The sequence below is a fragment of the Pseudomonas sp. PLMAX genome (assembly GCF_046042685.1).
GTDB classification, from domain to species: domain Bacteria; phylum Pseudomonadota; class Gammaproteobacteria; order Pseudomonadales; family Pseudomonadaceae; genus Aquipseudomonas; species Aquipseudomonas putida_AE.
In genome coordinates this window covers 591,964-613,013 of the sequence record NZ_CP064950.1, presented here as the reverse complement: position 1 = coordinate 613,013, position 21,050 = coordinate 591,964, and the positions used below count along the sequence as shown (strand labels likewise).

The 21,050-nt window shown below is 53.5% G+C and carries 19 protein-coding genes; 11 read left to right on the top strand and 8 right to left on the bottom strand.

Annotation, left to right across the window (positions count from 1 at the left end; translation table 11 throughout):
- Positions 1-37 precede the first annotated feature (37 nt).
- Both DKB71_RS35675 and DKB71_RS35670 read left to right on the top strand, forming a co-directional pair.
- On the top strand, positions 38-1,009 hold the full coding sequence (locus DKB71_RS35675; protein ID WP_408601309.1) for a thymidylate synthase: 972 nt from the start codon (positions 38-40) through the stop codon (positions 1,007-1,009).
- A gap of 337 nt (positions 1,010-1,346) precedes the next feature.
- A complete protein-coding gene (locus DKB71_RS35670) occupies positions 1,347-1,727 on the top strand; it encodes a hypothetical protein (protein ID WP_408601308.1) in 381 nt (126 codons plus the stop codon).
- A 136-nt stretch (positions 1,728-1,863) separates the two neighbouring features.
- Here the strand turns inward: DKB71_RS35670 and DKB71_RS35665 are convergent, their stop codons facing one another.
- Genes DKB71_RS35665 through DKB71_RS35645 form a run of 5 tightly spaced genes read right to left on the bottom strand, consistent with a single transcriptional unit; the run spans position 1,864 to position 6,843 of the window.
- Entirely contained in the window at positions 1,864-4,362 is a 2,499-nt protein-coding gene (locus tag DKB71_RS35665) for a DotA/TraY family protein (protein WP_408601307.1), read from the bottom strand.
- Entirely contained in the window at positions 4,359-4,832 is a 474-nt protein-coding gene (locus DKB71_RS35660; RefSeq protein ID WP_408601306.1) for a hypothetical protein, read from the bottom strand. Before DKB71_RS35660 ends, DKB71_RS35665 begins: the two co-directional genes overlap by 4 nt.
- A gap of 2 nt (positions 4,833-4,834) precedes the next feature.
- Positions 4,835-5,473: a hypothetical protein gene (locus tag DKB71_RS35655; protein ID WP_408601305.1), complete on the bottom strand. Its 639-nt coding sequence runs from the start codon at positions 5,471-5,473 to the stop codon at positions 4,835-4,837.
- Between the two features lie 9 nt (positions 5,474-5,482).
- On the bottom strand, positions 5,483-6,607 hold the full coding sequence (locus tag DKB71_RS35650; RefSeq protein ID WP_408601304.1) for a hypothetical protein: 1,125 nt from the start codon (positions 6,605-6,607) through the stop codon (positions 5,483-5,485).
- Between the two features lie 11 nt (positions 6,608-6,618).
- Positions 6,619-6,843: a hypothetical protein gene (locus tag DKB71_RS35645; protein WP_408601303.1), complete on the bottom strand. Its 225-nt coding sequence runs from the start codon at positions 6,841-6,843 to the stop codon at positions 6,619-6,621.
- Between the two features lie 101 nt (positions 6,844-6,944).
- On the opposite strand from DKB71_RS35645, the gene DKB71_RS35640 reads away from it, so the two are divergent.
- From DKB71_RS35640 to DKB71_RS35625, 4 genes are all read left to right on the top strand, one after another.
- A complete protein-coding gene (locus DKB71_RS35640) occupies positions 6,945-7,424 on the top strand; it encodes a hypothetical protein (protein WP_408601302.1) in 480 nt (159 codons plus the stop codon).
- Positions 7,425-7,438: 14 nt separating this feature from the next.
- On the top strand, positions 7,439-7,933 hold the full coding sequence (locus DKB71_RS35635) for a hypothetical protein (RefSeq protein WP_408601301.1): 495 nt from the start codon (positions 7,439-7,441) through the stop codon (positions 7,931-7,933).
- 14 nt (positions 7,934-7,947) lie between these two features.
- Positions 7,948-9,666 (top strand): DNA topoisomerase, encoded by a 1,719-nt coding sequence (locus DKB71_RS35630; RefSeq protein ID WP_408601300.1) that lies wholly within the window; start codon positions 7,948-7,950, stop codon positions 9,664-9,666.
- A gap of 222 nt (positions 9,667-9,888) precedes the next feature.
- Complete coding sequence (locus DKB71_RS35625) at positions 9,889-11,028, top strand: hypothetical protein (protein WP_408601299.1); 1,140 nt, start codon at positions 9,889-9,891, stop codon at positions 11,026-11,028.
- 51 nt (positions 11,029-11,079) lie between these two features.
- Here the strand turns inward: DKB71_RS35625 and DKB71_RS35620 are convergent, their stop codons facing one another.
- Complete coding sequence (locus DKB71_RS35620) at positions 11,080-11,577, bottom strand: hypothetical protein (RefSeq protein ID WP_408601298.1); 498 nt, start codon at positions 11,575-11,577, stop codon at positions 11,080-11,082.
- 68 nt (positions 11,578-11,645) lie between these two features.
- Between DKB71_RS35620 and DKB71_RS35615 the strand changes: the two genes are divergently transcribed.
- The 5 genes from DKB71_RS35615 (at position 11,646) to DKB71_RS35595 (ending at position 18,211) form a co-directional block, all read left to right on the top strand.
- A complete protein-coding gene (locus DKB71_RS35615; protein ID WP_408601297.1) occupies positions 11,646-12,323 on the top strand; it encodes a hypothetical protein in 678 nt (225 codons plus the stop codon).
- 1 nt (position 12,324) lies between these two features.
- Positions 12,325-13,674, top strand: a complete 1,350-nt coding sequence (locus DKB71_RS35610; RefSeq protein ID WP_408601296.1) for a hypothetical protein — start codon at positions 12,325-12,327, stop codon at positions 13,672-13,674.
- Complete coding sequence (locus DKB71_RS35605; protein ID WP_408601295.1) at positions 13,671-14,792, top strand: hypothetical protein; 1,122 nt, start codon at positions 13,671-13,673, stop codon at positions 14,790-14,792. The genes DKB71_RS35610 and DKB71_RS35605 overlap by 4 nt, the downstream gene beginning before the upstream one ends.
- A 71-nt stretch (positions 14,793-14,863) precedes the next feature.
- Positions 14,864-17,692 (top strand): hypothetical protein, encoded by a 2,829-nt coding sequence (locus DKB71_RS35600; protein WP_408601294.1) that lies wholly within the window; start codon positions 14,864-14,866, stop codon positions 17,690-17,692.
- 87 nt (positions 17,693-17,779) lie between these two features.
- Positions 17,780-18,211, top strand: a complete 432-nt coding sequence (locus tag DKB71_RS35595) for a hypothetical protein (RefSeq protein ID WP_408601293.1) — start codon at positions 17,780-17,782, stop codon at positions 18,209-18,211.
- A gap of 67 nt (positions 18,212-18,278) precedes the next feature.
- Here DKB71_RS35595 and DKB71_RS35590 read toward each other — a convergent pair whose 3' ends face one another.
- Positions 18,279-19,181: a hypothetical protein gene (locus DKB71_RS35590; RefSeq protein ID WP_408601292.1), complete on the bottom strand. Its 903-nt coding sequence runs from the start codon at positions 19,179-19,181 to the stop codon at positions 18,279-18,281.
- Positions 19,174-21,039 (bottom strand): AAA family ATPase, encoded by a 1,866-nt coding sequence (locus DKB71_RS35585; RefSeq protein WP_408601291.1) that lies wholly within the window; start codon positions 21,037-21,039, stop codon positions 19,174-19,176. The genes DKB71_RS35590 and DKB71_RS35585 overlap by 8 nt, the downstream gene beginning before the upstream one ends.
- Positions 21,040-21,050 lie beyond the last annotated feature (11 nt).

Here is a 21,050-nt window from a genome sequence, read left to right as displayed (position 1 = left end):
GGGCCCTCCTCCAGGCTTTTTCTTTTGGAGCCTGAGAATGAAGAAATACCTCGATTTGCTTAAGACCGTGCTGACTACCGGCAAGTGGCAACAAAACCGTACTGGCATCCGAACCATCAGCGCCCCTGGCCAGATGCTTAAGTTCGACCTCCAGGAAGGCTTCCCAGCGATGACCACGCGCAAGTTGGCCGTCAAGACAGGCGCAGGTGAGCTTGTGGGCTTCCTACGCGCTGAGAGCTCTGCAGCGGGCTTCAGAGCGCTTGGCTGTAAGGTATGGGATCAGAACGCCAACGAGAACAAGCAGTGGCTGGAAAACCCTTACCGTGAGGGCCCTGACCACCTGGGCGACATCTACGGCGTCCAATGGCGTAAGTGGCCAGCCTACAAGCAAATCCCGGCTGCTAACGAAGCGCAACTGAACGATGCCCTGGACAGGGGTTACGAGATCATTTCCGAGCGCCTGGTCGATGACAAGATCGTACTGATCCTCTTCAAGGAGATCGACCAGGTGCGCGAGTGCCTGGATAAGATCGTGTACAACCCGGAAGATCGTCGAATCCTCTTTCATGGCTGGAACCCTGCGGTACTGGATCAGATCGCACTCCCAAGTTGCCATCTTCTGTATCAGTTCCATGCAAACAAGGAATTGAAAGAGCTCTCGATGACCCTCTTCATCAGATCGTCCGATGGTGGCCTAGGGCTACCATTGAATGTCCACGAGGCCGGTCTGCTGCTCTCGTTGATGTCGCACCTCAGCGGTTATACCCCTCGCTTGCTGACCGTCATGCTGGGTGATTCCCATATCTATGAGAACCAGCTGGACATGGTCAATGAGCAGTTCAACCGTGAGCCTTACGCCTCGCCACGCCTGAGAATCAGTGGGCGTGTACCTGCGTTCGCAGAGACCGGTGTGTACCAGCCTGAGTGGCTGGATCTGATCGAGCCGTCAGACTTCATTCTCGAAGACTATCAGCACCACGCCCCACTAACGGCAGCCATGGCCGTTTAATCCCAGAGGGCGCCTACCGAGGCGCCCTTCTTGTATCTGCGCTGCCCTCCCCGGCTTCTAGCCATGCCAGCATCGAAAAGTTGTTCTCTCGCACAATTGTCAGGGTTGGGATTAGTGTTTTAGGCCTATTCGCTTCTTCGCTGAAAGCGCCTACATAACTTCGCGCTTTACAATGAATTTGTAGTCAAACCAAAGCCTGTAACTGCCTGAATAGAGCGGTTAAAACTATTCAATGGTTAAGTATTGACAAGATTTCAATAGTTCTTATAATTGAGCTCAAGAAGGGCAAAATCTGACATGACGTTAGGTTCCCTCAAAAAGTTTAGGAGTTTCAGCCATGGGTATTCTCTACCGCGTTGTGTGGTTCCTGGCGATGGTTTTGGTGATGGCGCCTTCGTTCATCCTTGCGGGGTTCGTTGATGGGCTCTCTTACCGCGAAGCAATGAAGGTCTCGTTGATGAATATGCAAAACATGATGCTATTCCCATACGAGATGGCTCAATTTCTGAAGCCAGTCGTTGCATTCGTTGCTCAACTTCTCCCAGCAAGCAGCTCTTTGGCAGTGATGGCCGGTGAGATGCTTTTGCCACACGCAGGGGTGATTTTGGCATTCCTCTTCTTCGCCTTGGTGCAGCCTCCGATCTTCAAGCTTCCAACCTTTGGTCGGAAGAAAACCACCGCCGAAACTGAAGTGAGCGAGCTACTCAAGGCTAGCTAACGATTCGACCGTATGCGGTGGCTATAGCGGGCTTCGACTGTGGAATGCGTTGGAGAGTAAGTAGCCTAATTCGACCGCTTGCGGTGGCTAAGAGCCCGGCACAATAAAAAACCCCAGCTTTCGCTGGGGTTTTTGTTTATGCGCCTTCTTTCGGGGGCTCCTCTTTCCCGCCGCCCTTGCCTGACATGGCGCTGAGCGACTCTGCGTGCCTTTGTTTGGCAATCCTTTGCTGAGCAATGCCACCTGCCGTTTTGAGACCTGCGACAGCGGTAATACCTGCGGCACCAGCGTTTTGTTTCAGAGAGCTGCCTACGTCAGCTGCAGCAGAATCTTCACCGAACGGCCTGCTCATACCACCACCCATCCATTCCATGATCTGATCCGGGATCTTGTGGATCACCGAGACCATGTACTCGCACACCTTAAATGCCAGGGATGCGTAGATGAAGATCAATGCCATGACTTCGAAGATACTCATGTCCGTCGTAAGCTTCGCTACGCTCCAGAACAGATCGTTCATGATTGCGAAGCCGGCGTATGACAGCGTCATGGCAGCGAACAGTCCGACGATGGATAGTGTCGGTCTCAGAATGATCGCATTGACCATCTGGAGGGCCTTGGTGAAGTTGCCGCTACTCATACCCTCACCTTCCGGTGTGGCCAGCATAATCACAGCCAGAGGCGCTGCAGCGACTGCTTCGATAACAGTCACCAAGTATCCGCACACCAGCATGATCCAGACAGTTACCGGCATGAACGGGATGGCAAATGCCAGCATAAAGGCCAGGGCGCCGATACCTGCAACAACAGGTGCCAGGGTTCCCATCATGTACTGAGCCATACCAGCCAGTGCACCTTTAGCGCCCAAGGAGAAAATGCTTGCGATTGTGCCGGCAACAGGGTCAGAACTCAGCCCAAGCAGACCAGCTGTCGCCAAACCAGCAGCCCAGATGGTGACCGTAATCTGCTGAAGACCCCGTCCGATACCAGATACCGTGGTGAACGGGGAGATCATACCGGTCACGTTGTCGCTGTTGTTTCCACCTGTAGAGCCGCTGGAACCACGAACATCGTCTTCACCAAACCATAGCAACGCATCGATAAAGGTTTGCGCGACACTCACGGAGATCGTATCGGTAGCATTCTCATCGAGTTGTTTTACGTCACCATCAGCCATTGTGGTGAGCTCCATCTTGGCGACCCCTCCGGTTCGCGTGATGGTGTTTTGGGGCGGGCTCTTCTCGGCAGCCTCAGTCTTAATGAATTTCATCCCTGTCATCCAAGACTGGAATTCCTCGTTTTGAGCGGCACACGTGCTGTAAGAGCTGTTATACCTGCAAGTGCTCTCCAGGGCCCAGGTCGGAGTGTATTTTGTCGTACCGTCAAGACCTCCAAGAAGCGTTTGTACAAATCCCTGCAGCCTCGAAGCTTCGAAGAACCATGCCCCGGCGCGCATCCATCCGCCTTTGGTCATACTTTCCTTCCAGCCTGCGTCAGCACCACCAGCAGTCGTCTTGGTTCTTACGTTGGCGTAGAAGGTATCAAAAGCCTTGGAAACGTCCGCATACTTAACTGCGCCCTCTTCGATGCTTTCTTTCATCTTAGTGGCCTGTTCAAGGCCTTGGCTGTTTGCAGAGTCAATCTCCTTCCCATTCAGGTTTTTATCGAGAATGAAGGTCGAAGTCGTCACAGCAGCGGTAAGCACGTTCTTAAATTCAGACGCAACTGCCTTGTTGTAAGCCGTCTGCAGGGCTCGCTCCCATTTTGCGCTCTTCTGGGAAAAGCCAGAGCTCTCTTGGTCAGCGTTCTCTAAAGATGTGTTATCGAGGGCTTGGCTTGCAATCGCAAAATTTATAGTTCCGCAACCAAAGAGTACAATCCTTGTGGCATCGGTAAGATCAAGGCCACTCAGCTGGGAGTAATTCAGAGGACTTGTGGTCACGTTCCCGTCATTATCTTTCTTGTATAGCGTCCCAATCACCGGTACCTGTTTGTCCTTTCTGGTGATTAGCTTGTCTCTCACCGCACCGCAAAAAACAGTGTCAATTACAGGCGTATACGCGTTCGCATCGTAACGAACAGTCGTCGGCATTACCGGCGTCCCGGTTGCAAGCTCTGCTGCGCCTTTCTCCCACAGCCAGGTGGCTGAGTTTGAACCGACGATAATCATCCACATCACTAGCGATTGAGCGACGGAGAACGTGCCCTCACCACTGGAGGACGGCATGATCATACCGAATGCCAGGGTAGTCCTTAGTGGCAGCCACACGCTCGACCAGCTACGACCTAGCATCTCGCCCGAAGCCGCAGTGTTCAGTGCGCCAGCCATGATCACGTAGCCCATGATCACTACACCCAAGATCATCGCAACGATGTTGGTGTAGCCAAGTATCTTCGCCAGCACAGTAGGTGGGTCACCTGGAGCGCCGCCGAACGGTTCGAAGATGAAGCCCCCAAACAGCCGTACAAGGCTTTTATCAGCCAAATCGGTAGCGTCATACGGCATCGACATGATGTGTGTCATGTAGCCCTCAGCGGCTGCCTGGTCGATATTCTCGGCCATGGCAGGTGTCGCGCTGAAGAGAGTAAGGAGCAGAACGGCAGAGCCGAGCAGTCCCCCGATCCATTTTCTCATTTTGATGCTCCTTTCTCTTGGGCTGGCTTCTCTGGGAGTGCTAAGGGCAGTAGCTCTGCCGGATCGGCAGAAACGGCACGAATAAAGTCGGCGCCGGTGGCTCTAACGGTGTTATTCAGTGACGCCCATTTAAGCCAACCGTTACGGCAGACCCAAAGCATGAAGCTGTACCTGAAATAGAACATTGCGAACAAAATGCTGGCCATCAAGGAGAAGAAGAAATCCTTGTAGCTGGACGCGAAGAGGATGGACACCAGGGCGATTGCGAAGAAAAACGCCGATGACATCGCAGTGAATCGCAGATTTCGATATCGCAGCGCGAATTCGCCTTCCTCTTGACTCTTCATGATCACTGCTGCAGTCGCCTTCTTAGTGAAGACCCCCTTGGCAGCACCGCCTGCGCCTTTCCAGTTGAGCTTAGGGGTAAGGGCCTTTTTCAATTGTTCTTGCGAGTCGCTGATGAAGCCCATGGTTAGCCCCCGGAGCAAAGTGCTGGAATGTTAAGAAGCGCAGATACGAAGCAGCCGAACCACGTGATGTTCATACAGAGAACGCCACCAATGATCTTCACCGTTGGAGATAGCAGCGGATGTTGCCCTCCCCTCTGGTCGCCTATGTCCTTGAGGGAGTAGACGCCGGAAATGAAGGCACAGAATCCCACGAAGAAGACGAAGGCGATAATTACCTTCACCGTGTCCTGTGGGATGAATTTGCCGAAGCCTGAGGCGTGAATCGCCGCCGAGGCGCTGGCAGCTGCGCTGTCCAAGGCTAGGTTGAACGAGCCACCGCTCTCTATGTTTACGCCCTCGGTGCTGTCACCGATGATTGAGCCCTTCATCAGTTGGTAGGCCCACCCAACAGATGACAACAGGGTACCAACGAGCATGGTCAGGATTGCAGAACCCGCTGTTTTCTGGCTCTGGCCTTTGCCCCAGGTGTAAAGGGAGTAGAGGCCGGTACCGACCAGGCAGAAGCCAATCACGAAGGCTACGAGTGCCGCAATATCGAACAATACGGCAAAATTGCCAGCGACATCCACGCCCCCGTCCGCGAAGACGGGAGTGGAGAGAAGAAGGCCTGCTGAAATTATTGTTGTTTTTATAGTTTTCATCATCGAGCCTTATTTACCGACTGGTTCAATCTCCATCAGCGCCATGTCGGTGAGGTATTTTTCGGTGCGCAGTGAGGACTTGTATTGCTGGAGAGCAATGTGAAGCATCACGGCGTCCATCTGGATCTTGCGCTTCTCAAGCTCTGCAGGTGGCACATACTTCGTGGCCCCTCCGCAACTGTTGGTTACTTCACAAACCCAGTTATCGCTGCCTAGACGCTCGTTCAGGTATTTTTGTAGGGACTCGACTTCACCAGGTTTACGAACGTCGCCCTCTAGGGTGCCGTTCATGAGAATGTTCAGGTTCGTCTGCGCCATTACAGCAGACTCCCGGACGTTTTCCCTGCGCAAGTCCTGCGCCACCGCACGTTTGAACTGAGGCGAGTCTTTCTTGATCGTGGCGTCGGCGTGTGGGACGGGTTTCTCTATGTTCCCTGCCAGCTCGATCTGCAGCTGGACTGCCTTGTACTCTTCCTTGCTAAGCGTGCCGCCAGGCGCGTTGAACATCAGGCTCGGTACGTTGCACAGTGAGCCACCGCTACCGTTTGACAATTCTTTGCATTTGTCTACGACAGTTACGGCGTCGACACTGTTCTTCTTGTTAACTTCATCGGCAGTGGGTGGATCAGATTTGGGCGTGCACTCGGTGGCCGTGCAATCGAAGCTCCCACCACCAGTGGACATCTTGTTGTTCCCAGAGCGCCCGGAGACCGCCGCAGCGATGGCGTCGAGGCCATCACACACGGCATCGCCCAGGTTGGAGGAGACAGTCATGGTCGAACAGGCGTCCTGGGCCGGCATCGATTTCTCGAGCTGGTCAAGGTTCTGTCGTTCTTCCTCGCCCTTGCCGAGACGTGCAATAACGTTAGCAAAACCGTTGTTCGCGTTGTCGACCATCATCTCTGAGTAAGTACCAATCGACTTCAGCGTATTCAGAAGGATTGATTGCTCTTTCATTGCTTCGAAACTTCGGTTCATGTCCGACCACCACGCTTGAACGTAGTTGGCGTAGTCAGTAACAGGAAGCAAAGCATTGGCTTTCGGAGTAGTCACCGGCAAAGAAGCTGATAGCGCTGTAACAGTAATAAAAGCAGCTACAAGCGGCCTCATTTTGAAACTTTTCCTGGTTTTCATCGGCGGTTCCCTTAGGCGGAGAATTCTTTGGACGGCTGCATATCCCTGCCGCGTCGAACACGGGTCGTTTCGCGGCAATGCTGAACGAAATAGCGGTTCAGGCCCTGAATAGAGGCTTCGACCTCGGAACGGGATGGGGAGTGGGCGCGGTAGGAGGCGTTACGATCATGGCAATCAAGGACAGTTTGGCAGTCGTAAGCGCGTGTCGGATTGATGGCTAATTGGATATCAGACATGTGACTGCCTTTTTTATTTTTATTGTTTCTTGATCATACGGACTGGTATTTTGCCAGTCAATGATTCAATATATGAAAAACAAGAACTAGAGCGCAGGTAGATGACTGATACGTCTATGTCTTACATGCTTTTCTCTCCAGAAGCCCAGAAGGCATTTTGGAATGAAATGCACCCAGACACCCGAGCCCTTTTTGAACACCTCGAAAAGAAAGAGCGCTTCACACACAATTTCGATGAAATGCCAGAGCTTTTCATCAAGATGGCGCAAATCCTGCCCGACGTCGCCATGATGCCCCTTGATAGCAAAAATCAGGATCTCCTGGTCAAGCTTATCCCTCTCCTGGCCAGCATGCCGCTGATGCAGAGCATTTTCGCTGTCCACTGGCTCAACGAGAAGGCCAAAGATGGCCCAATCGGCTGGGGCACTCTGTGCCACCTTGAAGCCCTGAACATCATCAACAATATCCCCGACCATATTCATTACGAACTTGCACGCGCCATGGTTGACCGCGTGAAGGCCGTAATGCAGACCCGCCAGGCGATGGGAATGGTCTCTCAATGGCCCTTGAAGGCCAGCTAAGGAGCTTTCAATCTATGAAAATGACGAAATTCCTGGTGGGTTCTGCAGTGTTTGCTGGACTTGCCCTTAGCAGTGGCATGGCGTCTGCCGGCGTTTGCCAAACGATGAAGGATAAAGCGGCTCAGGTTTACGGCAGTTTGGTTCAAGACCGTTGCTTAAACCTGAATAAAACGCCAAGCCTGACGAACAACCCTTTCGTCTACACGAACCCTGATGCCGGCTGTGATCTTGGCTTGAATCTGCCTGGTCTTCCAGGATTTGGTCTGTCAGGTGGCGGTATCAGTGCATGTGAGGTCGCTAAATACATCACTGGTAATACCGTCAATGCCGTTAACCAAAAAATGCAGGAAGCTGCGAGCGAAGCGGTTTCCGCTGTCGACAACGTGGCTATTGATACCATCGGTGTTCAAGCGTCGGGTGGGATCAATGTGGGTGACGCGGTTAAGAAAAACTACGACAAGGTCGCGGGCCCATCCACTGGATCCGGCGTTCCTTCGCTGATCCCGTGATTTAGTGGCCGCTGATGTCCAGAATCTGGGTGATTGAAGCTTCTGGAAAGAAGGAAACCTTTAAAAAGGCCCTGAAGACCCTTAGCTTCAAAGGTGATCAAGTATTGGCGACCTATGGTCGCCTTTTCGATTTACCTCAGGATGCGCTTGGTTTCGACCCGGCAATGATGAGCCAACCTGGCACTTCGTCTCAGATCCATTGGGTGCCTAAGAATCCTGGGCGCGCACTTGAGCTCATCAAGCGCTTAGCCGAGGGGGATGAGATATTCATCGCAACCGACAGTGACCTTGAAGGCGAGTTGATCGCCAGCCAGGTCGAAGAACTCTGTGTGCACGCCCAGCGCCAGCGATCCAAGCCTCAGATCGTCACGCGTGTCCATATCCCTGCGATAACTCCTGAGGATATTGAGCGTGCCTTATCGAAAGCGGGCCCCGTTGATACCAACATGGTGCGAGCGGCCAAAGCACGTAGGGTCTTAGATCGCCTGCTGGGGTACACCTTCCACGATCCTGAGGATCCTTGGCGCTTAAGCATTGGTCGCGTTGTTACGCCTCTAGTCTCCAGCCTTTTCGAATCACCTGGTGAAGCGGTCATTATTCGTAAGAAATTGGCAGATGGCTGGAATGCCATCGTGCGGCTCGATACGACCCAAGCGATCCATGCAGACACCCTGGTAGGGATTCTCCACGCGCTGCCCGCGCCAGTGGTGCATACGGTCAGCTCTGAGGCGATGCAGTTTGAACACAAACCCCTTACAGGCCCAGAGGCTTTAAGCCTATGTATGCGGGGGCTTCCGCACTCCCCTACTGAGATTCAAACCTCAATCCAGCAGAGTTACGAAAAGGGAATATTGAGCTACCCCAGGACTGACAGTCGAACGCTGGGCGAGGTTGCTCTCAAATGGATCGACCGGATGGCCGGCAAGGAAAGCGTCCAGTTCGATAAAGACTTGGCGGTTGCCCGGCAAAGCGAACGCCTGGAGCGCTCCTATGACGCTCACCAGGCGCTTTTGCCGCTAACTGAAGACATTCCAGCTGCTTCCATCCCCGCGAGCTATCTGTCCATCGATCAGGCTGTTCTGAGGGTGATTGCCCAGCATAGTGTCCAGATTGGTGCGCCGAGCGAAGAATATACCCGTGAAATTGGCCGGCTCGACGATCACGACAATGCCAGTCGAAAATGGGCCCAGGTGCTCAGAGCTTGGGACACGAAACTGTTCTTCGTCAGAGACACCGATGACAGCGGCTTTCAGCAGGATCCGTTGAGGCACGAGATCACTCGGCCTCCTGAGGTTTCTCAGGCGCTTGTCTCAAAATGGTCGCATCCAACCACCCAGATCGTCATGGAACGTCTGTGTGAAATGGGGCTTGGAAGGCCATCAACCCTGTTCGGCCTGGCTGAAAAGACCTTCGCAAGCTATCTCGACCGTTACGGAACGGTGAACGGCAGGGGAAAAATCATGATCGAGAAGGTCATGAGGCGCCTTCCAGAGCTGCTCACGCGTGATGCAGCGCGCTCCATCGAGAATGTTGTCGCCGACGTTCAAAAAGACGCTTCAATCGGCACTCGGCTCTCAAAAGCGTGGGAAATCTTGAAGAAAAACCCTGTACTGCTAGGCGGGAACGGTGCTGAAGCACCAGTATCTGTTCAAGTCGGCCAAGAAAAAACCCTTGAAAAACAAGGTGTTGCGAAAGAGATTCCTGAAAATACCAATACATTTGGCATGTATTGACAGGCTGTCAACTTTTTTGCTCTAAAGGGGTTGTGGCACACTAGGATTGCCATATAATAGTCGCAAGAACCATTGATTTTACTGCACCTTTCGAGCACAAGCGCTTACCGAGAAGATCAAAAATCGGGTATCGCGTCGAATAGGTGAAATAACCGAAAAAACTGAAGGCATCGGCGGCGGTGATCACCGATTCCACCTAGCGAGCCTTGGAGATTGCAAATCATGCGCAAGAATCACGAGACTACTGACCTGCTTGCCGTCATTCGGAAAAGCAAAAAGCCGATGACTGCTGATCAGATCGCCAAGGCAGCCAAAACGCTTCGTAACCGTGCTGCTCCGTTCCTTAAACTTATGGTTAGCAACGGCCAAATCCTTGAGCTACGCGACGACGAGCAGTCGGCCCCGAAATTCGTTGTAAACCTTGAGTCGGTAGGCGCTATTGCCCCAGCCGCAACAACGCCGGCCAAGCCTCCAGTTAAACCAGCAGCCGCAAAAGCTGGTGCTGCCAAGGCCAAAACAGGCACTGCCGCCAAAGCGCCAACCGCAGCAAAAGCGCCAACCGCCGCAAAAGCCTCCGCAGGTACTTCTGCTACCTCGAACGTCCATCAGCTCCGCCCTTCTGACAAACCTGCAACTGTAGCCACGCCGCTGACTGGCGAAGACAAGCGCATGGAGATTCTTCGTCTTCTGGCCATCAAGCCGATGATGAAGTCCGAAATCGTCCAAAAACTCGGTGATGTCGAAGGCCTGCTGAAAGAAATGAAGGCTGAAGGCTTGGTCACTGACTCCTACATCATCAGTGATTACACCTGGGAGCTGACTGATGAGGCTTATGCCAAGTACCCAGAGCTGCTGAACCCAGTCGCACCAGAGGCTCCACCAGCCCCTGTAGCAGCGCCAGCAGCAAAAGCCACCGAACAGGCGAGCTTGCCCCTGGAAGCGCCGGCTACCGCCCCTGCAGCAGCTAAGAAGGCTCAAACGGCCAAGAAGCCGGCTCCCGCACCAAAAGCTCCTGCACCAAAAGCTCCAGCAGCCAAGCCTGCCGCAGCTGCCGCAGCCCCGGCGCCAGCACCAGCACCAGCACCAGCACCAGTCGCTCAAGCTCCAGCTGCCGCACCAAAAGCAGGCGAGATCAACCCGCTGAGCGAACTTTCGATGACTGTTGCTGCTGTTGTCGAGAAGCTGTTCCAAGAGCGTTTGGGTGACCTAGCTGCGGAACTTGAATCGAAGAACAAACAGATCGAAGAAAGTCAGCAGCTGATTACTGAAATTGCTGCTGGAATCACTGAATGCACCGACGCTTTCCAAGTGGCTATCAGTGCTCTTAACAAGTTCGCAGCGAAAATTAACAAATTGGCTTAACTCGCCAAACGCAAAGCACTAAAAAGGCCGGGAAACCGGCCTTTTTTGTTTTCAGTAATCTGTATTACGCTTTTCTTCCCACTCAAAGTTATCAAGTTGTCTTAACTTTAGGTTAAACCCCTGTAAGACATCGCTTTCACGAGTGATTCCGGTTTTATCCATTGGAACTGCTCGTAGCGTTTTAATGGTCTCATCAAGCGCGGCCAGCCTGAGCGAGCGTACGAAAATCCTGAGGCCTATATCGTGCTGGGCGTTGCCCGCGCCTATGGACATCACCAGGAACAGACCAGCCTGGCCCTTTACCCTCGCGGCGTACATCCATTTCGATGACTTGAATTTCTCGTAGAAGCGCTGCGGGATCCCGAAGTACAGCTGACCATTCCTGGGCATCAGACCGAACATGCCGGAGCCGTAGGGGCTCAGTACAAAAGTGTGCTTCAACGAGGTTTTGGGGAAGTTACCCCTGAAATTCATGATCTCATGACCAATATTAAGTAGAAGGGTTTCTTCGGGGGTTTTACCTTCAATTGCAGCGCTTTGATTGGCCATGGACTTTTTCTTGTCAATTGTTTAGCCAGATAGTAGGATTAATTATAAAACAATTCAAGGGAAGACCCATGTCGAGCCCGGATGACTCCGTCACTCTCAAAGATGTATATGCTATCGAAGATGGCTTTATGAGAGCATTACAACGTTTGAATTTAGACGGTTACCAGGTTGTCGTCGGGGGCACTAAATACCCTCTTGGAGCGGCAACCCATCAGTACGTTTTTCTGCCGCGTTTGGCATTGCGTGCTGAGGAGCTCTGCATCTTGGGGTTTGGCGTGCGTTTGTTCCCAAATGTCGTCTACACCGTCAAAGCTGACACGGCTTCTGGGTTCGAGATCTCTCAGTTCGACAGACTTACCGAGGCACAGCGCCAGGATCCGAACACCCTACAGACCATGGATCACCCCGTGGCTGACCGCGCAACCCTGACTTATGGGCTCCAAGGCTTGCTGATCGATCATGCGATCATCCAGTGCTTTGACATTGATCGCGAAAACAAGCTGCTCAAAGCCAAAGACTTGAACATGACGATCCACAAGACGTTCAAGCAGACGGTCGAGTACACCGAGGGGCAGTGCATTCCCCTGCTCTCGGCTGAATACCTATCGGTCAACGAAATCCACGGTCTCCTGAGAGATCACGCTCCGCTTCGAGCCCTCAACGCTGCACGGGTCAAAGCAGACGAGCTCTTCAAGCAGCTGGAAGCCCGTCGCGACCGCGACTCCGAAATGAGTCATGGGGTCTAATATGGCGTCCGGGAGCAGGTCTGATAGGAATAGTCACATCATCGATGATGACGATGATGTCTCGCTGAGCTTCCTGGACGGACTGGGTGACGAGGAACCGCCTACTCCACCCAAAGGGGCAGATCGCAAGCCTTCCTACGGTAGTGGTCGGCCTTCCGCACCAGCGGCTAAGTCTGAACCCCCTTCTACCAGCAGCAAGAAACAGGGTGAGGGGTATGATCGGATTCAGTACTACAGGGCGCTCCAGGGCTTCCTGCAGGCCCTTGTCGAAGCCTCCCCCCTCTATCTGGGTGAGCTGCTCAGAAACCCTGAACTCAGCGATGCAGAGCTTCGCTCCAAGGTAGGCACGGCTTGTAAAGAGCACCTTGCCCTGGTCGACCTATGCCTCAAGGTTAACGACGCAGACGCCGGCGACATCATGTTGCGGTACCAGCGGCGCTCCCTGGCTAAAAACCTAGCCGGTCTTTACCGGACAAATAAAATCGAAGACGTCCAAGGCCTGGTAGAGATTTCCCAGCAGTGGATGCTCTCGAGCAGCGACTTCGAGAATGCCAGCGCCGACTACAACAGTGCTGACAACGTGCTTAACGTTCGTCTTGGCCTGTTTGTGGCAGCATTGAAGAGCCAGCTGAGCCTGGAGTCCATGTGGTGCTCATTCACGCCCTCAGAAGTGACGCTTAAGCTGCAGAAGATCGCCATAGGAATGGCTAACGAGCTTGCTTTCAACTGGAGTACGCGCTCCCAGATCACGGACAAGGAGAATCTGTTTCAGACCTCCCTGCCACATTGCCTAGAAATTGCCGAGCATGCTTATCGTGAGATGGCAATCAAGGAGCTGCCGCCAATCGAGTACCTCTACACCGACCCAGACATGAAGCTGTCTCGCTTCGAGGATGCTGTCGAAGATATGGATGTCGGTTACGTAGGGGCTGATCGTGAGGCTCTGTACATCCGCGCCCGCGCTATCGTGAAAGGTCTATTCGGCAAATTCACCACCCCGCCCCTATCGTTCACCGATACCTGCAGGTGGTATTCTGCTTATATCGCAGAAATTGACATGCTCCTTGCCCGCAGTTGGAACGATGCTGCGAATACGTTCCTGACTGAGATGCATAGCCTGAGTCCTGAAGCTGTTGCGCGTTTTGCTGAAGAAAATCCAGTCCTGGATTCCTCTCGTTTCTTTGAGAAGTTCATGGAGCGTCTGGATGATCTTGAGCCTCCGCTTTCTGATGTCGAGATCGACTTCGACAAAGTGGGTGAGCGTGCAAGGCGGCATTTGGCCTGGCTGTGGGGGATTTCTGACTCGCTGATTGCGGCCAGGAACGAGGGAGTTCCGGAGGAGTTCACATGAATAAATTTGCAAAGGGTTTGCTTGGAGCAGCCATTCTGGCCGGCTCAATTTCGTCCGCGAATGCCTTCATCGTACCAAACACCGATCTCGCCCAGTTTCAACAGCGGGTCACCGATGATATTAATCGTGGTCTGGAGTTCCTGAAGTCCACTGCGGCGTACCAGGCGCTCGACCAGGCCCGAAGCTACGATACCCAAGGCCGCGTTGACGCTTTCAACAACGGCGCGGCGAACTGGATTTCTCGTGTTCAGCAACAGGCTGCTGACGTTTTCAACCTCCAGAAGGAAGAAGACTCAAAGCCCCTTCAGAACGCCTGTGAGACGTTCAGCGTGCAAGGCGCTGCTTCTGATGCCCTTTGTGAAGAAGGCGGCATTTTGGATGCCATCGCTGAGCAGCTTGGCATCGTTAGCACCGGCTCGCTTGAAACTTACCAGAAAGCCAAGGATGCCGTTTCTTCGTTGGTACCTGGGTCGATCATGGCTGATGCACCTGGCGATAAACAGTCAGCAGAAACTGCAAGCGAGAAGGCCCTCAAGAAGTTCATTGCTGAAGAATTAGCAGCCATCGACAAGCGCACGGCCTGGATCGATGCTGGTAAAGGGCCTCAGGCAAATGATCCGAGCCTGCTACTGGTAACTTCTGATATCGCACCGTCCTATGACGCGGAGCAGCTAGACATGGCCCTCAACATGGCCAGGCTTACCTATCCGCCATTCGTTCGAAAATCCGACCAGGATCCGTCGAACGAACGTGAGGTGGTTCAGGACATGCGGCAGAAGCTCGCAATCGAAGTCCCGAACTCCGTTATCGCCAGACAGATTGCGCTGCGCACAAGCCTAGACCCCACGAAGCCTTCGAAGCTCATGGCGTTGGGCATGCCCGTAACGCTGATGTTTGATGACAAAGAAGAAATCTCGACTGAGGGCGAGTCCTGGATCCACCGAATTGCGCTGAACAACAACACCACACCCGGTGAGGTTTCAAAGGAAGCGCTGCTCATGAAGGGCCTCAAGGTCAACCAGGCAATCGAGAGCTACAAGTCGCAGCTCATCAAAGAACGGATGATCCTAAATATCTATCTTTCCAGGCTCGATAAAAAAGCCGCAAAAGAAGGTTAAACATTTAACCATTATTTGCTCTTGGGTCATCTCCTAGAAGAGAATGATTAAATAGCATTCTGGAGATGACCATGTCTGAACAAGCCACTCCTGGGAGTTGGGCAATCCCCTCTTCTCTCGGTATCGGTGTCAATTATTACTATAAAGACATCCTTCGCCCGAGCCCGGCTGACGTTGAGCGTGGTGCGTCTTACACGCAAAATTTCATCCGAGAGCACATCGCTCGCTGCGATGATCGGATGCATCCCCAGTTCAAGTCCATTTACGACGAAGGCCAGATCAGCCGTAAGACTGATCGCCCGCAGATCAGCTGGAGTGGGACGTTCGGAATTCTTGAGGACGCCGGCGTCAGCAAGGAAATCATCGACCAGATTGAGCCTTACCTAGCTCACGCTGCCTACAAGCGAGGTAACTCGATTGACTTCCTGCTGGTGAAAGAGTTTCTGGCCTATTGCGGTATCGATGGGCTCTACGATTTCGAGAACAGTAAGCACTTCCCGGTCACTCCAAAAGTGCAGGACATTCCAGCATCCGTTATTCCCGCCGTTTGGCAGAGTGAAGGTGCTGACGAAGTCCGTCTGCATGTTGCGGAATTGATGGATTCTACTGGTGCAATGAACCAGTACGATGCCGAGATCAATAAGCTCAACAAGCTGATCTGGGGCCCTTACGGGCAAATTGTGTATGCCGAGATCACTGCTGGTCGTGAGGTTGATGATGAACCGCATCGTCAGGCATACCTCGATAGCCATCCTGAGCTTGCAGAACCCCTGGCGCGGCTGGAGGAGATCCTTGCAGCGGAGAAAAATGTCATTCAGGAAATGAAGGACAAATACGCTCCAATGGATCCTAGCTTTAAGCTGCCAAGCTTAGGCACGCCCTATGACCTTCACTGGAATGTGAAGGGCGAAAAGGCCATGCACCGCAGAATCTTCTTCAAGGACAGGCTGCAGGCCTATCACAAGCAGCACAAAATTAAGTCAGGTGACGAGAATCACATCAAGTTCGACTGGTCTGCCGTAAAGGTCAGGGCATTTGCCGTGTCCGATTGGGCGCTGCGCGACTTTACTATGAGTCAGGTGAACCGTAGTACGAAGGCTGTGTATCGTCGACATGACATCCCACGCAACTACGTGTCTGCCGTCTTGCAGGAAAAAGAGGACGGGTTGCTCGGTATCCTAAAGACGCCTTACAGGATCGAGTTCACGGATGAGGCGCGGAACAAATTCAACATCATCTTCAACGACACGGTGGTTGATACCTCCACCGTCGACGCGGTTCTTGAGTTGAAAGCAAAAAATGACATCGAGGACGCAGCGCTCGCCCTAGAGGGATCAGACCTGGTTAAAGTCTACGAGATCGAACCTGTGGAACCCACCGTCCGGGAGCGAATTCCACTCAAGTCCGCCCTCGAAGGGCGTACTGACCTCCCGCCGATTACGTGGGTCGAAGATCACGAAGATTTCGACGAAGTGGTGCGAAGAGCACGCCTGGAAAGAAAACAACAAAATGCGGCATCAGCCCAGACCGCTCATCAAGAGGCACCTGTCGCGGAAATGATTGAACCTGAAATCCAACCGGTTGCTCCTATTGGGGAGGTCGTTGCTTCCGCAGAGCAGGCTACGCCTCCAGCTCCTGAAAATGCAGAGGAAACACCGGTGGTTCCTGTCGTTGAGGACGCGCCGGCAGTTCCTGTCGTTGAGGAAACACCAGTTCTTGAGGGAGAGCCAGCCACCCTTACGGGTGAACAAGCCGACCTCCCCGCTCCTGAAACAGCTGAGCCCGTCGTGGCTGCTGTCACTGAGCCAACTGGTGAAGCCACGGTAGAGCCTTCCCAGGCGCCGGTACCGAAGCCAAGACGCGCCAGGATGGTCGATGAAGGCGGGGATGAGCTTCCGTTCCCGAATGACCCTGTTGGTTACGATGATCAAAAACCTCAGTCCGAAGCTGTGAAGGCGGATGAAGTGGCTATCCAATTCAACGTCAATCAGCCAGATATGGATCTGTCGGCCACCCCTGCGCCTAAGAGCACCCCAGGGCAAAGCAAGACTGAGCCGGCCAAAAAGTCTGAACCTGAAAGTCCTAAGCCTGGCCAGACACCAGGAGCCAAGACCGGAAAAGAGCAGACGGATAAGACCGAGCCGAAGGCGGACGCCGAACGGTCACCATCGAAGCCTAATGCTCAAAAAGACACACCGAAGAATGACTCTGGTAAATCCAAAGGCTCTATCTCTGGCGAGGAAGCGCTGAAGCGTCTACTCGAGGTCGAAAAGCAAAAGGCAATGGCCGGTCAGCGCGTTCCGGGTGCGGGTGGCGGCATGGGGGGTATGGGTATGGGCGGTATGGGTGGCATGAACCGTCTTCCTCCGTCGTACACCGTTGACCTGGGCTTAAACGCACTTTTCGGCGGGCTGCGTAGTGCTGGTAGTGGGTTGATGAATGTATTCAAACCGTCATCCTCGGCCATTAACATGGATCCCGCTCAGCGAGCAGAGTGGATCAACTCGAATGCCGACCAACTGGCGAAAGTCAGGGGGCTGCTGGAGGCTGGTACCGGAGAAAATGGCCAACCGCTCACTACTGCGGAGCAAGAGAAGGGCTGGACGAAGCTGACTGACACGATCCAAGGCCTGGACAAGGCCACCAAGGGGCTTTCTAAGGCTGGTGAGGGTCAGGTTACGGAAGAAGTCGTGGAATCGCTCAGAAAGGCTTCCAGGGAGCTTGAGGCAACGAAGGATCTGGCCGATAAGTCCGCCAAGAAGCCTGGAAAGATCGGTGAGATGGCCAGGGAAGCTCAAGCAACCATGCAAACCCTCGCGAAAGCGCTGGAAATGATCGTAAGACTGATCATGCGGGCCTTCAGTAAGAGCAAAGACAGGGATAACGCACCGAGTCTTTGAATGGGCTCGGTCGGCCATTGACACCCAGGAGCAACACTTTAGAATCCGCTCCTCTTCTTGAGGGGCTGGATTAAAGGGAAAATTCTCATGAGAGAAACCTACTACGCCAGTTTCGATCCGGAAGCCAATCAGTGGTTTGCAGAGCCTGTGACGCATGATTTTCCTGACAACCATTGGGTTTTCAGGGTCATCGCCAGGTCTGAAGCCGACGCAGTGCTTAAGGGCTTGGAGTGCTACAAGGCACTTACTGTGATTCCACCTGATACCGAGTTGGATCTGCTGCGCAGCATTGCCGGGCAAGTGCGTCAGCTTAAGCGGGTGGCCAGCGAGACCCTGATCATCCAGGTAGACCAGCGTTTGGTCGATGTCGCCCAGAAATTGGCTGAAAAGGGCTTCTTCTCGATGGCAAACTCAGACGAGCTCATCCTCAACATCAGTTCAGCCGGCTGGAAGGCTATTGAGGGCCACGTCCTCAAGCGCCCAGCGCGTCGGTATGAACCGATGGATTTAGCCAGCTGATTTCACGAATTTTTCACATGTATTGCCAGAACAGCAAAATCCCGCCGAAGCGGGATTTTTTGTTTGATCAGTTGATCTCGACAGCATCTTTTGCCAATTGCAGCATCTTGGCGCGGATCCAGTCGTCGCTCTTACGCTGATCGCAGATTTTGTCGCAAAGGGCGATGACGCTCTCTTTACCGCCCTCCTCTGCGCTCTCAACAGCAGTCTTGCGCAGCATTTCTACGAACTGGCTGTCATGTTTCAAAGCGGTGTTGGTGTTGTCAGCAACAACCGAGGCGGAGGAAAAGACCACCGGAAGCACGTTCAACGGAATTTCTTCCACCCCGTCCAGGGTGATCGCGTAAACGTTGACCTTCATCTTCTCTTCGACCGGTGTCAGTCGAATCAAGCGCCCGGCGACGATCCTGGTACCATCTTCATCACCTTCAAGCTGCGGCAGCGCACTGCTCTGCATGATTGCGACATCCATGCCGGCAGCCTTCAGGTAGGCGGTAGAGCCCGGATCGAGACGGACGTGGCCACCCCACGAGGTATAGGACTCGAGGACAATGCTCTTCATCTTGCCATTGCGCGAGATGTTCAGCTGGAACTTGTCCGCACTGGCGCCTACGACCTGCACGACGCCAGCGGCCTTGAGGATCGCTGCAATATGCGATGCAGACTGCTCCTGCCAGCGGGAGTTGCGTGGCATCAGCAGTGCACGGCTTCCGTTCAGTAGGCTAATGATCGGCAACAGCTGACCAATGTCGCGGGACTCGTGAAGCATATCGCCCACGATGATTGGCATCAGGTTGCGCTCTTTGGCCAAGCTCAGAGCCTGCTCCAGCTTGGAGAAGGACGCATCCCAGGCGTTATCCACGCGGCCAACGCGGCGCGGAGAGCCCAACCAAGGGTCACCGATCACCATTGCCCCATTGAAACCGGCCATGACTTTGGTTTCGACGTTGCTCAGAATTTCATCAGTCATGGCTGTGGTCTCCCATGGATTGGTCACAGGTAGGGCAGATGCCGCCCAGTTCGTCGATGACTGCTTTCTTCTCTGCAGCAATCGCCAGTAGTTCGTCCTCTGCGCCTTTGATAAGGTTTTCACCACGCGCAATACGCGCCTTCAGCGTTTCGAGACTTTCGATGGCTTTTAGGAGATCGCTATGGTCTTTCAGCTCTGCTGGGATAGCCTCTGGAAGCTCATCGACCCGAGAAAGCTCTTTTTCCAGCGCTCGCAGTACCTTCAGCCGCTTACCAATATCCGTAATCTTGGATAGGTCATGCAGGGTAGGTTCCGGTACTGCGGGCGGAATATTGCAAACTGGCTCGAGAGCGGCAGCTGTTGCTCTGAGGCATTCCAAACGCTCGATAATGGCGGCTAGCTCGCTGGTTGGCTTCAATTCGACCGGGATTACTACTTCCCGCTCCAGTGTATCCAGGCCAGTAAGGTACATCTCTTCCAGCAATTTCAGGTGCTCGAGCCGGTCAATCAGCTCCTTCATCTCAACCATGTCTTGCCTGAAAGACAGCAGGCGATCACATTCTTCCTGCAAAGCAATCAGGTCAATTTGATTTTCCAGGATCAAAGACATGGCCGCGACCAAGTTATCCTGCTTGTTGAGGTCACGCAGAAGACGAGTGCGATCCTGCGTAGCTGCTGCTACATCTGCGTTGAACAGCTTGTTCATCTGCATGACGTCACGTGATTCGCGACCTAGCGGCAGCATCTTTGCCCGTTCAATGGAGGTGAACTCATCACCGAGCAGATAGTTCGGGAGCTTCTGGCTGTGGTAGTGAATGTTCTGGCCGTTCACAGGAGACATCGCCAGGTAGGTGTTCAACCAATCAGGTGCCCCACCCTTCCCGTCTGTCGAGGAATGCACAGCCACACCTTGTTCATTGCGAAGCTCAATGAGAGTTTTTTCTTTACCCGAGCGCTTATAGCTCCAGTGGATACTCATACCCTCTTCGATGCCGATTTCCACTTCGAAACTTGGTTTCTTGTGGGTGATGCGGCGCTCTTTGGCGTTGTTGACCGACAACTCGGTGATCGCCTGGAGCAGCTTGCTCTTGCCGAGGTTGTTGTCGCCGGTGATGACGTTCAAGCCTGGGGACAGCTCGATCAGGGCGTTCTGCAACCGGCCAAAGTGTTTCAGCCTGACGTAGCGCAGGGCAGTCTCAGGAGGCTCGTAGCCCTCTGGCTGCGGGGATTCTTCTGCGAGAATACGGGCGTGGGTAACCCGCCCTTCTCGGTACAGCTCCAGTACACGCGCATAGCCCATGAAGTGGCTTGGGTTGTGGTGACTGATGTAGAGAACCTGAATACCCATTTTGGTAGCTAGTTGGCCCATCACTGCCGCAAACGCAGGGATGTACTCTTCTCGCAGGTGGCAGTCGGCTTCGTCCAGCAGCAATACGCGACGGTTCGGGTGGCGGGCCAGTACGATGAAGCGCAAGCCCATAGCGATGATATTGGCGATGGAGCCGCCTTGGTCTTCTGCTACGTTCTCCAGCTCACCATCAACCTCAATGTCGATGTCCAGGCTCGGCTTATTTTGATAGATGGTGCTGGTGAACACGACTTTGTCCGCCACATGCGGCATGACTTCGTTCACCAAAGAGCTAAGCAGCTCTTCGAACATCCCTTTGCTCTTGGCTTGAGCTTCAACTTGTGCATCGTGAAGGGTCGCCAGCATTTCATCTTTTCGACTCAGCAGACGGTCAACTTCGGCAATATCGCCACTGATGCGTGCCTGTTCGTCTTGAGCACTCTGAGCTTTTTGGCGCAAAGAAACTTCCTTTGCAACAAGCTGCCGAACCGTTTGCCGAAGGTCTTTCATCAAAATATCCC